Origin of the sequence: Archangium sp. (genome assembly GCF_036389735.1) — a bacterium.
In the GTDB taxonomy this organism is placed as follows: Bacteria; Myxococcota; Myxococcia; order Myxococcales; family Myxococcaceae; genus Archangium.
This window is the reverse complement of record NZ_DASVWK010000389.1, coordinates 1-12758: the sequence shown is the minus strand read 5'-3', so window position 1 is coordinate 12758 and position 12758 is coordinate 1. Positions and strand designations below refer to the sequence as shown.

Annotated in this window: 16 protein-coding genes; 9 read left to right on the top strand and 7 right to left on the bottom strand. The window is 67.8% G+C overall.

What is annotated here, in order from left to right; genetic code table 11:
- Window positions 1–1516, bottom strand: a 1516-nt coding sequence (locus VF794_RS13890; RefSeq protein ID WP_331110539.1) for an aminotransferase class V-fold PLP-dependent enzyme, incomplete at its 3' end; no start/stop codon positions are given.
- Between the two features lie 233 nt (window positions 1517–1749).
- Between VF794_RS13890 and VF794_RS13885 the strand changes: the two genes are divergently transcribed.
- Window positions 1750–2292, top strand: coding sequence for an SgcJ/EcaC family oxidoreductase (locus tag VF794_RS13885; protein WP_414640907.1), 543 nt, complete (start codon window positions 1750–1752; stop codon window positions 2290–2292).
- A 16-nt stretch (window positions 2293–2308) separates the two neighbouring features.
- Here VF794_RS13885 and VF794_RS13880 read toward each other — a convergent pair whose 3' ends face one another.
- Window positions 2309–3208 (bottom strand): hypothetical protein, encoded by a 900-nt coding sequence (locus tag VF794_RS13880; protein WP_331110538.1) that lies wholly within the window; start codon window positions 3206–3208, stop codon window positions 2309–2311.
- A 231-nt stretch (window positions 3209–3439) separates the two neighbouring features.
- On the opposite strand from VF794_RS13880, the gene VF794_RS13875 reads away from it, so the two are divergent.
- The 6 genes from VF794_RS13875 to VF794_RS13855 all read left to right on the top strand — a co-directional run bounded on the left by VF794_RS13875 (window position 3440) and on the right by VF794_RS13855 (window position 6866).
- The gene (locus VF794_RS13875; protein WP_331110536.1) at window positions 3440–5134 is read left to right on the top strand and encodes a sensor histidine kinase; all 1695 of its coding nucleotides are present in this window, start codon (window positions 3440–3442) and stop codon (window positions 5132–5134) included.
- 115 nt (window positions 5135–5249) lie between these two features.
- Complete coding sequence (locus VF794_RS13870; protein ID WP_331110534.1) at window positions 5250–5642, top strand: hypothetical protein; 393 nt, start codon at window positions 5250–5252, stop codon at window positions 5640–5642.
- 125 nt (window positions 5643–5767) lie between these two features.
- On the top strand, window positions 5768–5968 hold the full coding sequence (locus VF794_RS13865; RefSeq protein ID WP_331110532.1) for a hypothetical protein: 201 nt from the start codon (window positions 5768–5770) through the stop codon (window positions 5966–5968).
- Between the two features lie 37 nt (window positions 5969–6005).
- Window positions 6006–6164 carry a hypothetical protein gene (locus VF794_RS13860; protein ID WP_331110530.1) on the top strand — a complete coding sequence of 53 codons (159 nt, stop codon included), beginning with the start codon at window positions 6006–6008 and terminating at the stop codon, window positions 6162–6164.
- A 37-nt stretch (window positions 6165–6201) separates the two neighbouring features.
- Window positions 6202–6375: a DUF6402 family protein gene (locus tag VF794_RS41740; protein WP_414640906.1), complete on the top strand. Its 174-nt coding sequence runs from the start codon at window positions 6202–6204 to the stop codon at window positions 6373–6375.
- Window positions 6321–6866, top strand: a complete 546-nt coding sequence (locus VF794_RS13855) for a DUF6402 family protein (RefSeq protein WP_331110528.1) — start codon at window positions 6321–6323, stop codon at window positions 6864–6866. The genes VF794_RS41740 and VF794_RS13855 overlap by 55 nt, the downstream gene beginning before the upstream one ends.
- A gap of 19 nt (window positions 6867–6885) precedes the next feature.
- Here the strand turns inward: VF794_RS13855 and VF794_RS13850 are convergent, their stop codons facing one another.
- From VF794_RS13850 to VF794_RS13840, 3 genes are all read right to left on the bottom strand, one after another.
- A complete protein-coding gene (locus VF794_RS13850) occupies window positions 6886–7479 on the bottom strand; it encodes a hypothetical protein (protein ID WP_331110526.1) in 594 nt (197 codons plus the stop codon).
- A gap of 175 nt (window positions 7480–7654) precedes the next feature.
- Entirely contained in the window at window positions 7655–8119 is a 465-nt protein-coding gene (locus VF794_RS13845; protein WP_331110524.1) for a hypothetical protein, read from the bottom strand.
- 21 nt (window positions 8120–8140) lie between these two features.
- Window positions 8141–8419, bottom strand: a complete 279-nt coding sequence (locus VF794_RS13840; RefSeq protein WP_331110540.1) for a LysR family transcriptional regulator — start codon at window positions 8417–8419, stop codon at window positions 8141–8143.
- Between the two features lie 105 nt (window positions 8420–8524).
- Here VF794_RS13840 and map point away from each other — a divergent pair, with 105 nt between their 5' ends.
- Complete coding sequence (gene map, locus VF794_RS13835; RefSeq protein WP_331110522.1) at window positions 8525–9280, top strand: type I methionyl aminopeptidase; 756 nt, start codon at window positions 8525–8527, stop codon at window positions 9278–9280.
- 674 nt (window positions 9281–9954) lie between these two features.
- Here the strand turns inward: map and VF794_RS13830 are convergent.
- The gene (locus VF794_RS13830; protein ID WP_331110521.1) at window positions 9955–11097 is read right to left on the bottom strand and encodes an AAA family ATPase; all 1143 of its coding nucleotides are present in this window, start codon (window positions 11095–11097) and stop codon (window positions 9955–9957) included.
- Window positions 11098–11230: 133 nt separating this feature from the next.
- A complete protein-coding gene (locus VF794_RS13825) occupies window positions 11231–12232 on the bottom strand; it encodes a glycosyltransferase family 4 protein (RefSeq protein ID WP_331110519.1) in 1002 nt (333 codons plus the stop codon).
- A 251-nt stretch (window positions 12233–12483) separates the two neighbouring features.
- Here VF794_RS13825 and VF794_RS13820 point away from each other — a divergent pair.
- Window positions 12484–12758, top strand: a 275-nt coding sequence (locus VF794_RS13820) for a DUF763 domain-containing protein (RefSeq protein WP_331110517.1), incomplete at its 3' end; no start/stop codon positions are given.

Here is a 12758-nt window from a genome sequence, read left to right as displayed (position 1 = left end):
TGTCCATGTACAGGTGCGAGCAGAAGCGGCCGTTGCGCACCGCGATGGCGCCCTCCTCGGAGAGCACCGCCGCCGCCAGCAGGTCCGACACCCCGTCCACGTTGAAGGTGGCCACGCCCAGGCGCTTGTTCGCGTCCGGCGGCCCGTAGAGGGTGATGCCCCCCATCTCCTGGAGGCCCTTGAGCATGCGCTCCATGAGGCGCACCTCGTGCGCGCGCACCTCGTCCATGCCGATGGCCTGCAGGAAGGACAGCGCCCGCGCCATGCCCACCACGCCCGCGATGTTGGGCGTGCCGCCGTGGTGCCGGTCCGGCGCCGGGAGGTACTCGGCGTCGCGCGGCGTCACCTTCGAGGCCGTGCCACCGCCGGGAATGTACGGCGAGGCCTGGCTCATCAGCGCGCGCGGCCCGTAGAGGAAGCCCGCGCCGAACGGGGCATAGGCCTTGTGGCCCGCGCCCGCGAGGAAGTCGATGTGCTCCATGTCATCCGGGTCGCGCACGTCGATGGGCATGCGCGCCAGCGCCTGCGCCGCGTCCACCAGGATGAGGGCGCCGTTCTCGTGCGCCATGCGGGCGATGCGCCGCAGGTCCGGCATCACGCCCGTGACGTTGGAGCCCGCCGTCACCGCCACCAGCTTCACGTCGTTCTTGCGAAGCAGCTCCTCGAGGTGCCCGAGGTCCAGCTCGCCCTCGTCCGTCACCCGGGCGCGCAGCGTGGGGCTGCGGCGTCGGTGGGGCAGCTCGTTGGAGTGGTGCTCCATCTCCGTGGTGATGACCTTGCCGGGCCGGTCCGCCATCACGTGGGTGCACAGGTCGATGGCCTGCGTGGTGTTGTTGGTGAAGCAGATGGCCCCCCGGCGCAGCTCGGCGTGGAGGTAGTCCGCGATGATGTAGTAGCACTCCTCGAAGCGCTCGGTGGCCTTGCGCGACAGGTGGTGCGTGCCGCGGTGGATGTTGGCGTACTCGCGCGCCACGAACTCCGTGTACGCGTTGAGCACCGAGGCCGGTGCGTGCGTGCTGGCCGCGTGGTCCATGTACACCAGCGGGCGCTCCCCCGAGCCGAGCACCGGTACGCAGCGCGCCACGATGGCGAACTCGCGCCGCACGTCGTCCCAGTTCAGCTTCGCCCCGGGCAGCTGACACACCACCGCGCCGCCCGACACGGGCTGGCCCACGTGGCGCCAGCGCTCGATGCCACCCGCGAGGCTGCGCACGTTCGTGTAGCCCATCCTCAGCAGCACGTCGCCCGCCAGCGCCGAGCGGTTGCCGCTGGCGCAATAGATGACGACGGGGGTGTCCCGCCGCGCCACGTGCTCGTGGACGTGCTTCTCCAGCAGCCCGCGAGGCAGGCGCACCGCGCCCTCCAGGGTGCCGTCCGTCGTCTCATCCGCCTCGCGCACGTCCAGCAGCACCACGTGCTGGCGCGACTCGGCGCGGCCGAGTTCCTCGGCGGAGATCTCCGGCACGCGGCTCAGCGCATCCTTGACGAAGTCCTTGTAGGTCCAGGCCTGTGACATCCTGCCTCCCGGGGAGTGAGGGGTCGTTCCCAGTCCGCTCACGGGTGGGCCGCGAGGGCGCACCACGGGTGGACCGTGGTGACCCTGATACCACGCTGGGAGCGAAGGGCTAATGGCATGGAAGGGACCGGGCGCCAGCTCACAGGGATTCCCGGGCTTCTGACGCGGTGTGCGATGCTCCAGCGACCGGCCTTCCGTCTGGCCGCTTCCCTTCCCTCCGAGGAGCCTCTCCCATGCGCAACCTCTTCCAGCTCGTGACCGCCGCGCTCGTGGCCCTGACCTTCATGCTCGCTTCTCCCGCTCACGCCCAGGCCGCGAAGGGTCGCGGCGCCGACGAGGCCGCCCTTCGCAAGCTGGTGGCGGATCAGACCGAGGCCTGGAACCGCTCCGACGCCGCCGCCTGGAGCAAGGACTTCTCCCAGGACGCCGCGTTCATCAACATCGTCGGAAGCGTCTTCAACGGCCGGGAGGAGATCGAGAAGCGGCACGCCTTCGTCTTCAACACCCTCTTCAAGGGCAGTCGGACCGAGGTGACGGTGACGCGGCTCCTCTTCCTCGACACCGCCGTGGCGGTGGTCGACATGGAGCACGTGGTGACCGGGTACGCCGGGCTGCCTCCCGGGGTCCAGGCCACGGAGTCGGGCGTGCTGAAGACCCGCATGCGCTACGTGATGAAGAAGTCGGGCAAGAAGTGGGAGATCGTCGCCGGCCAGAACACGGACGTGAAGCCCGCGCCCGCCGCCGCTCCCACCAAGGACGCTCCCGCGGGCAAGTAGCCCGGGGAGCGCCGGCTCAGAAGTTCAGGCCGATGCCCGCGAACGGGCCACCCATCTTGTCCCGGTGCCGCTCCCCATCCACGTAGCCCCGATCATCCAGCAGCAGCCCGCGCCAGCCACCGCGCAGGGTCAGCACGCCCAGGTGGGCCGCCAGTCCTATCTGGGCATCCAACTGAAGGTGGGGCAGCGGCACCCATTGGAGCCGGCCCTCCAGGTCCAGCGCGCCGAACAGGCACCGCTCGAAGGACGCGGCCACGTTCGGTCCGACGAAGGTGACATCCGGGGCACGCGCCGCCGCCACGCCTCCCTCCAGGCGGAAGCGGCCGCGCTCGCTCGCATGCGCGGCGAACGTCACGTTCGCCTCCATGACCTCGATGGAGTCCAGCTCCTCCGAGCCGTCGTCCGCGCGCAGCCTCAGCCCGGTGAAGCGCGTGGAGACGCCCCAGCGCCGGCCCTCGATGCCCAGGCCAAACCCCAGCGCCCCACCGTGCTTCACGGCGAGCCCGTCCACGCCGAGCCGCACCATCAGCGGGGCGCTCCGCTCCTCGCGCTCCGGCTCCCCCCACCGCCGGTGCCGGCGGTACACGGAGGAGGACGAGACGGGGGTCGTCACCCCGGAAATCCACACGGCGCGCGGCACGAGGTTCCTCCTGGGACGTCGGGGCTTGTCCCCCGGACCCTCCTGGGAAGGCGTGTCATCCCGCTCCTGACCCACCGGCGTGGCCTCGTGCCGCTCGGAAGAGCGCGAGCCACCGGACCCGTGAGCGCGACCCGGGGAGCGTGAGCCACCCTTCGACGAAGAGGAACCGGAAGAGCGCGAGCCTCCGGACTTGCCGAAGCGGGCTTCGGCCGTGGTGGTGAGCAAGAAGCACCCGGCCGCGAGCGCGGCGTACAACGACAGCCTGGGTCCTGGCACGGGAGATCTCCTGGGAGCGGGTAGCACCATCCAACCATTGTCCAGGCCGGGTCGCCCTCGCCTCGCGGGTCAGGTGATTCATGCCAGACACGAGAACCTCCCGGTCATGAACACTGAGCCGGCATCCGCTCGCCAGTGGACGCGGCACCCTGGAATTCCCAGCCGCTGAGAAAGGGGCGTCATTCGCGCGACGCGGGCGAGCGTGAGAGCATGAGCGACAGCGGTGCTTCCATGACGATTCGCGCCAAGGTGTGGTTGTTCGCCGCGATGGCTCTCGCGCTCGTGAGCCTCATGGGCGTCCACCTCTATGTCGGCGCCCGCACGGGCCGGAGGGTGCGCGAGCAGCTCACGGCCATCCAGGAGCAGCTCGACGGCTACCACCGGCTGCACGCCCTGGCGTGGCCCTACCTGCGCGAGCTCACCCAGATGCGGCGGATGGAGGGCCGCACCCAGCTCGTGCGCATCGAGCTGCTGGAGCGGGTGGAGGTGGAGCTGGAGCGGCTGGAGCAGCGCCTTTTGGAGGAGACGCGGTCCGTGCCGGAGAGGACGGCCGAGGTCGAGCGGCGGGAGCACGCGGAACTCCGGGAGGGCCTGCGGCAATGGGCGGAGGAGGCGGAGGCGCGCATTCGTGCCATCCCCCCGGACTCACCCATGGACGCCAACGTGGAGTGGCGGCTGTACACGGAGTTCGAGCAGGGCGTGGGCCAGCGCCTCGTGGAAGCACAGCGGGCGGAGCAGGCCGAGATGGCGGCGCTGCGGACGCAGTGGGACGGGAACGTGCGGCTCAACCAGCGGCTCGCGCTCTTCGTCCCCTCCCTCGGTGTCGTGCTCCTGCTGGTGCTCACCTTCTCCATCCTCGTGCCCCTGCGCCGCTCGCTCCAGGGGCTGCTGGCAGTGGCCGAGCGCATCGGGAGCGGCGAGCTCGACCTGCGCGTGCCCGTGACGGGCCAGGACGAGCTGGGCACCCTGGGGCGCGCCTTCGAGCGGATGGCGGGCGAGCTCCGGGAGCTGCTGGCCGAGAAGCAGCGCCTGGTCCGCGCCGAGGCCGAGGCCTCCGAGCGCGAGGCCCGCCGCTACCACGTCCTGCTGGAGGACACGGTGAGCGCGCGCACCGCCGAGCTCGGCGAGGCCAACGCCCGGCTCCAGGACAGCCTCCAGCAGCTCCAGCAGGCGCAGGAGCAGCTCCTCTTCGCGGACCGGCTCGCCTCCGTGGGCCGGCTCGCCGCGGGCGTGGGGCACGAAATCAACAATCCGCTCGCCTATATCCTCGGCAATCTGCGCTTCGTCCACAGCGAGCTGCGGGACTTGATGGGCGCGCCCACCGAGGAGGACCGGCAGGAGCTGCTCTCGGCGCTCGCCGAGGCCACCGAGGGCGCCGAGCGGGTGCGGCTCATCGTGCAGGACCTCAAGACGCTGTCGCGGCCGGATGACGTGGCGCTCGCCCCGGTGAACCTGGCGGCGGTGGTGCGCGGCGCGGCGAGGATGGCCCACCACGAGGTGCGCGACCGCGCGCGTCTGGTGCAGGAGTGCGACGCGGTGCCGGCGGTGCGCGCCAACGCGGCACGCCTGGGCCAGGTCTTCCTCAACCTGCTCATCAACGCGGCGCATGCCATTGAACCGGGCCGCGTGGGGGAGAACGAGATTCGCGTGGGGGCCCGTGTCTCGGCTCCCGGCCACGTCACCGTGGAGGTGCGCGACACCGGCTCGGGCATCCCCACCGAGCACCTCAAGCGCGTCTTCGACCCGTTCTTCACCACCAAGCCCGTCGGCGTGGGCACGGGGCTGGGCCTGTCGGTGTGCCACCGCATCATCACCGCGCTCGGGGGCGAGCTTCGCGTCGAGAGCGAGCCGGGGCGCGGCACCACCTTCCTCATCACCCTGCCCATCGCCGAGGACACCGTTTCTCCCGAGCAATCGGTGGCCTGAACAGGCACGGGGGTGTTGGGCTTCGGACGCATGCGAAGCGCAAGGGCTTTTCGTCGGGAAGCGGCCATCCCCATGTTGTGGGCGCATTCCATTCGACACAACTGGAGGAGAACGGATGCCCCCTCGTGGCGTGAAGAACCCGAAGCGTGTGCGACAGTACACGGCGATCAAGAAGTCGGCGCTCAAGCATGGCGAGAGCCTGGAGCGTGCCGAGGAGCTGGCCGCCCGCGTCGTGAACAAGCAGCGCCGCAAGACCGGTGAGACGAAGGGCGCCTCCAAGCGCTCCACGAAGAAGACGGCGGCGAAGAAGAGCGCGTCCAGCTCACGTCGGGCGAAGCCGGCCCGCAGCACGCGCAGCACCGGAGCCAAGACGCGCACCCGCAAGGCCGCGGGCAAGACGGGGCGCAAGACGGGCACCACCGCGCGCAAGACGGGCAGCAGCGCGCGCAAGTCGAGCGGCGCGTCGCGCTCGCGCAAGTCGGGCAGCACGTCGCGCTCGAAGAAGTAGCCGACGGCGAAGGGACGCCCCGCTGCTCGCGCACTGGCCGAGCAGCCGTGGAGTCCCCATGTCCCGCCTCGCATCACATCTCCGGACCCCCCTTCCGCACGGAGGTGCTTGAAGGGGGATTCCACTTGCGACTTGCCGTCGCCGCCGTCGCGCTCTCCACCCCGTCGCGGGAGGCGCCGAAGGCCTTCCGCCAGGTCATCCCACTGGCCGACGCGCGTCCCCGGCTGAGCGTCATTCCCTTCCGTGCGGGGGCTCGCCCCGGCTGCGAGGCGCGCTCGCCCGGCCTGGGGTGCGGCCTGCACATCGGCCTGTTCGACACCGCGTGAGTGGCTCCGTGCACGTGCGCATGTCCGTGAGCATCCCGTGCTGGTCGATGCGCCCTCGGTGGAGGTGCCCCAGGGCCGCTACGGCGAGGAGTGCGTCCCGCCCGAGGCGAGCCTCATCGAGTCCGCGCTGGAGGACGGCCGCGAGTGGCGTGCTCAACCCCTTCCCATCCTCCAGGGGATGCTGGCACGCTCATGAGGCACCTGGCGGCAGCTTCAGCACGGAGGACCATGTCATGGGAGCTCAGAGTCAGAAGTACCGGCCGAACTTCGCCCCAGCCCCGCTGAAGGTCGCTAGCACGCAGCAACGCCCGTTCGCGATAACGGATATTCCAGCCGCCATGGACGGCCTGGGATGGGCACAGGGCGCGCGTTTCATGCGCAGGTGGTTCAACGGCAGCCCCATGTGATGCCGCGGGATGTGAAGCTCAACCGTGTTGATGACCGCCAGCTCAACAAGGCGCACATCCTCGATGACCTGCCTTTTGAGTGGCTCCTGACCTCCACCAAGCGCGTCAAACCCGTGGTGGATGAGTTGATGGAAGAGTTCTCCGAGATCAACGAGTACAGCGGTCGGGTCGGGCGGCTCAAGACCATGTTGGATCAGCTCTCCCCTGGGCTCGTGGGGGAGCCGGCCCACATCGACAGCAATGGGTCGCGTTACTTCAAGTTCACCAACGACAGCTTCAACAATCATCGCCTCACCCAAAACAAGGGTGGCGACTTCGTCGTCTACTCCACCGTCAAGCGGAGAATTCGAAGCCCCTCAATGGATTGGCAATGGCCGGGTGCTTTATCCAACCACCCGGGGCTATGCGGAGTGGGTGCTTCCGGAGTGCTCGCGGAAGTGACCACGGGGGGTGATGCGGGTGGGCAAGGGAATGAGGGTCAGCGACGGTGAGTCGCCTGCCTCTCGCGCATCAATAGAGCGACTTCACCATGAAGCCCGTCAAGTTGAACTGAGAGATGTGGCGTTTACGGCCACTGTCGCTTTCGGCGAAAGTTTGGAGGTAATCGCCTGCGTTCATGAAGAGCGCAACGGTATAGGTGCCAGTGTTGCGGTTTAGCACGCTGTCCTCTCCGCTCCAGGCATATCCTTTGTAAGTGCCGTTGTGCGCGACGTAGATGAATACATCATCGTACGTGCCATCGTAGTAATAGGGGTCTTTTACAAACGAGACGGTGAAGGAATACAGCCCCGTGCAGGGCGCGATGAACGTACCTCCTCCGTTCACCCAACCACCACCGAGATTGGTATGGGTGGCTTGATACCCCAGGAGAGTGGCTCCTCCTTGAGAGATATGGCCGCCTCCTGTCACACTGAAGGCAACGATACCCGTGCTGGGACAGGCGCCGGCCGTCTGGACGGCTGAGTGGATCGAGGCGTCCACGAGGCGGTAGTTCGGAACATCCACCGACTTCTGGGGCTCCGCGGCATGGGCGTCTCCCAGACACAGGGACACCAGGGCACAGGTGAGCCATCCCCACACCATCGTCCTCTTGGAATACTTCATTGCATCCCCCGAGTGAATTCAGCCGCACTCAAGGTAGATGCTCTTGTCTGATTGACCAGGAGGATGAGGCCTTCCCGTTTTCGACTGGCCAATGTTTTTCGGGCAGGGATGGCGGTTCGACAATCCCTGCCCCGTGGGGGTCAACTGTACACGGTGTTTGACACCTGCCCCGCGCTCACTGGCGTTTCCCGTAGAGCGAGTGGCAGTTGACGCACGTCTGCACCAGGAGGCCGTAGTTCTCGGCCATCACCTTGTCGTCGCGCCGCTCGGCGGAGTCCCTGACGGCCTGGGCCCGCATGCGTGCCTCGTCCTGGAGGAGGAAGAAGCGTTCGGGCAGGGCGGCGCTCAAGTCGTCCTCGCTCCCGGGCTCGGGCCGGGCGATCCGGGGCTCGGAGGCGATGCGCTGGGCGGCGGCGCGCGCCACGTCGTAGCGGAGCAGTGTCACGCCGTACATCAGCTCCCGCGCGTCCACCCCGTGGCGCCCCATCTTCTTGCGCAGCAGGGCGCGCGTGGTGTCGGAGAGGTAGTCCGGCGAGGGCTCCTTCGTCTTGGAGGGCTCCGAGGCGGAGGCGTGGAAGAAGACGCCCGCGGACAGGACTCCCGCGAGCATGAGGGAAAGGCGGGAACGGGCGTGCTTCATGGGTGCACCTCGGTGTGGTGACTAGGACTCCCGCCGCCGCGTCGCGACACCCCGCACGGTGTGCACCGCCGCGTCCACCTCGGCGAGGATGCGGCGCGCGTGCTGGAGGAACGCCTCGCCCGCGGGCAGCAGGCGCATGCCTCGCGGCGTGCGCTCGAAGAGCGGGGTGCCGAGCTCGTCCTCGAGCGCGAGGATGTGGCGGCTGAGCGGGGGCTGGCTGAGGTGGAGCCGGCGCGCGGCGCGCCCCACGTGGCGCTCCTCGGCCACCGCGACGAAGGACTGGATGTGCGTGAGACTCACGCCCTCGAGACTAACGCAGGCCGGGGGCTCGTGCACGGGGCGTCCCAGCATCATGCCGAAACAGCATTGGACGCTCCAGACGCACGGGTGCCACCTTGCCACGCCATGGGGATTCCACTGCTGAAGGGAACCGAGGTCGACCGGCTGCGCCTGGCGGGGCAGGCGGCGGCGGGAACACTGGCGTACGTCGCGGCGCGGCTGGCGCCCGGCATCACGACGGCGGACATCGACGCGTGGGTGCGGGAGGACACGGCGCGGCGCGGGGGCACGCCGAGCCAGCTGGGCTACCACGGCTTTCCCGCGGCCGTGTGCACCAGCCGCAACCACGTGGTCTGCCATGGCATCCCCCGCCCGGACGAGCGGCTCGTGCCAGGAGACATCATCAACGTGGACGTGACCACGTGCCTGGAGGGGTTCCACGGGGACACCTCGGCCACGTTCCTCATCGGCGAGGTGTCCGCGGAGGCCCGGCACGTGGTGGACGTGGCGCGTCGGTGTCGGGACGCGGGCGTGGCGGTCGTGCGCCACGGCGCGAAGCTGGGGGACATCGGCGCGGCCATCGAGGAGCTGGCGCGGGCGGAGGGCTGTAGCGTGGTGGAGGAGTTCGGGGGGCACGGCATCGGCCGCTTCATGCACCAGCCGCCCCATGTGGCGCACGTGGGCCGGCGGGGGACGGGCATCACGCTGCGCGCGGGCATGGTGCTCACCATCGAGCCCATGGTGAATCTCGGGCGCCCGGGGGTGCGGGTGCTGCCGGACAAGTGGACGGTGGTGACGGAGGACGGGAGCCTCTCCGCCCAGTTCGAGCACACCCTCCTGGTGACACGGGAGGGCTGCGAGGTGCTCACCTCACGGAGTTGACCGAGCCGACAAGTGGCTCGAGGTCAGTCAAGGAAGCGGCGCTCCCAGCGGCGGACCTGCTCGATGCGAGTGTCTCTGGGGGCCTGGTGCTCAGCGAGGTAGGGTCCGGAGTGCATTGATGCATCGCGCGAGACTCTCACTTCGCTTCGCCGCAAGACCAGGACGCCAGTGCTCTTGCGCGAACTCCGTAATCATGGCGGTGTACTGGCGTCCAACTGATGCTGTGGAGCCTTGAGGAGGAACGAGGGCCGCACGTATATCGCGTGACCGCGATGTACGCGCCAAGTTGACAAGGGACTGCTTCGCGTTGACGAGGGTGTCGGGTTCAGATGGGACGGCATCGATTTGAACCTGAAGGAATGCAGCAATCCGCTCCGCATCTGCAAGCAGCCAACTTTCTCCTTGGTGAACTGCGATTCGCAGTCGCATGTAGCGGGCGGGAGCTTGGAGCAGGCGTCCCATGAGAGCGGGGGCACAAGGGGCATCCTGATCCAAGTCCCGGAGGACAAACCAAGGAGCATTCCGTGCGGCAGTGTTGTAGCCGGGCAGCTTCTGGTCGAGTTTGGACTTGCCACCCGCCGCATAGATCGAGCCCGCGGAAAGACCAGCATGAAGAAGTAACCTTCGGGCTACTGCCGTGTCTGTAGATCCTTCCACCGCGATCGTAACTGACGTCACAGCGCCGCACCAAAAAGTGCGAGCTGGTCTGCATCTCTCGGAGCGGTCCTTGGAATGACCGCATCTGCCACAGACAATCCGCCCTCTAGCAGATCGCGGATTTGTGCGACGTTCGTGGCAACTTCAACTTGAGTCCCTTCTTTGAGGGGTTCCAGAATTAGAACCTCCTCGGCACCTATGCCCTCGTCCGAAAGTAGATCGGCGCTATGCGTACTCACTAGGATCTGCCGGTCATTCTTCCGGCTCAACCGTGCGAGCATTTGTGGAATATGTCGAACGACCGCGGTGTGAAGGGACAACTCAGGCTCTTCAAGGAGCAGGGGGGCTGTTCCATCGAGAAAGACCCACAACAGTCCCAGAAGCCTGAGCGTTCCGTCAGAAAGCTGTGTTTCGTTTTGCCAACCCGCGTTGGGTCGCCAGTGCTTGTACCGTCCCAGCAGGTGAGGAACACCCCGCTCATCGCGCTTCAGGTCAAGTTTCTGGAGTTGTGGTACTGCCACGCGCAGCGCACTGGTGATGCGCTTCAATCGTGACTCAAGCGTCTTGTTCGGGGTCCGCGCGAGTTGCTCCAGGAAATCACCGCCAAATGGGTCATTCACCCGTCCAGTGGAACGGTCAGGCTCACGAACCAATTGAGGAACGAGATGCAGGTAGCGCACCTTGGCGAAGAAGTCCGCGAGTTCGCGGAATTTGCGGTTGGTGTTGACCTGCTCCAGGTGCGTTTGAGTCAGGAGTTCAGGATCCTTCTCATCCCTTTTGTTGGGCCGTAAGAGTAGGGTTTCCCCACCGTGCTTGACGAGTTCGCGTTTGACCAAGGGCCTACGCTGGTTGTCCTGCGTGAACTCCAGCCGATACAACCACGGCTCACCATCCGCGAGATCGACGTCAACCTCGACTGCTACGTTCGGATACCGACGGGCGTGTAGAGACCTGATCTGGGACACACCGTGGCGTGTGGAGGAGACGGCGCGCTGGAATCCGCCCTGTACATCAGCGACGTCACGCAAGAAGCGTATAGCGTCGAGAAAGTTGGACTTCCCGGAGGCATTCGGACCAACGAGGAAGACACGGCTTTCAAGGGGCACATTGACGTCGAGGAAGTTGCGCCAGTTCTCAAGTCGGATGCGGGTGAAGCGCATGCGTTGATTCTAATGCCATTTTGCGGTGCGGCAGCACCTTCTCAAGGAAAGCCGCGGCGCACTCAGCACACGGAGTTGGTGCCGACCGCATGACTGTTGGCGCGCTCCTGCGTATTTTCGATACTCCAGTTGCTCAGCGGTCCAACGCGGCCTGGTACACCTGGGCCAGTGCCCGGGCCTCGTGCGCCACGCCGAAGCGCTTGCGCGCCTCCTCCGCCGCGTTGAGCCCCACCTGCCGCGCCCGCTCGGGCTCGCGCAACAGCATCGTCAGCAACTCGCGCAGCGCCGCCACGTCCCCGGGCTCGTACATGAAGCCCGTGCGCCCGTGCTCGATGACCGCCGGCACGTGCGGCAGCCTCGTCACCACCGGGCAGCAGCCGCACGCCATCGCCTCCACCAGCACCATGGAGAACGCCTCCCCGTACGAGGGGTGCACCAGGATGCTCAGCCCCTGGTACCAGGGCACCACGTCCCGGTGCTCTCCCGCCAGCACCAGCCGCCCCTCCGTGGAGTCGCGCAGCTTCTCCGCCCACCCCACGTCCTTGCCCTTGGCCAGCCCCACCAGCACCGGCCTCCACTCGGGGAACTCCCCCAGCAGCGGCCGGATGGCCTCCACGAAGTCGCCCTGGCCCTTGTTGGGGCGCACCCGGCCCACCACTCCCACCCCGTAGCGCCCTCCCAGCCCCAGCGCTCCCCACGCCGCCGCTCGGTCCGTCGGCGGCACGAAGCGCTCCAGGTTCACCCCGTGGGTGACGATCTGCGAGGGGATGCCCATCCACTCCGCTCCCTGTGGGTTGAGCGTGACGAGCTTCTCGGCATACCGGGCGATGAAGCGGGTGAACCAGCTCGGCGGATAGGGGCCGTGGCGCGTATAGACGAGCCGCACCTGTCTCCCCATCATCCTCAACAGGAACCCGAAGAGCAGCTCGTTGTTGCGGTGCGCGTGCCACACCACCGGCTCCTCGCGCAGGCGCTTCCACAGCTCGCCCCACGGAATCCGCGGCACGTCCCCCGCCAGGTGCTTGCCCAGCGCTCGCGTCTCCATCAGTCGCGCGAGCTCGGGGACGATCAGCTCGGTGTGGGCGGTGACGCCGGTACGGCGCCGGTGGAAGTGGGGATGAACGACGAGCGGCACGCGCCGTCTGTACCCCACTTGCCCCCAAGCGTCATCCGGAAGACTTGTCGAGAAGTGGCGGGTATTCGCACACCTCTCCCACCTTCGGTACCTTGGTGGGCGGCCTCGCTGCACACCGTGGTGTCGGCGTGCCGTGCCGAGGGCCTCGGGGGTCGCTCGGAGGGCGAGCGGCCACGGCGCGCTCCCCTCCCTTTCGTGAAGAAGCACCCGAGGTCCGAGGTTGACTCCTGGAAGTTACCTCCGGAGTCATCATGGACCGTACGGGTAGTGCAGACCTTCCCCTCCACTCTGGTCGGGTACCGGACTGGCTCGCCGAGCGCATGGCGCGCATGGGGCGCGTCCTGGTCGAGGCGCTCGTCCTCCACTACGGACGCCATGAGGTCCTGCGCCGGCTCGCGCACCCCTTCTGGTTCCAGTCGCTCGGCGCCGTCATGGGCATGGACTGGCACTCCTCGGGCGTCACCACCACGGTGCTCGGCGCGCTCAAGCGCGGGCTGACTCCCGGCGGGCGCCAGCTCGGGCTGTA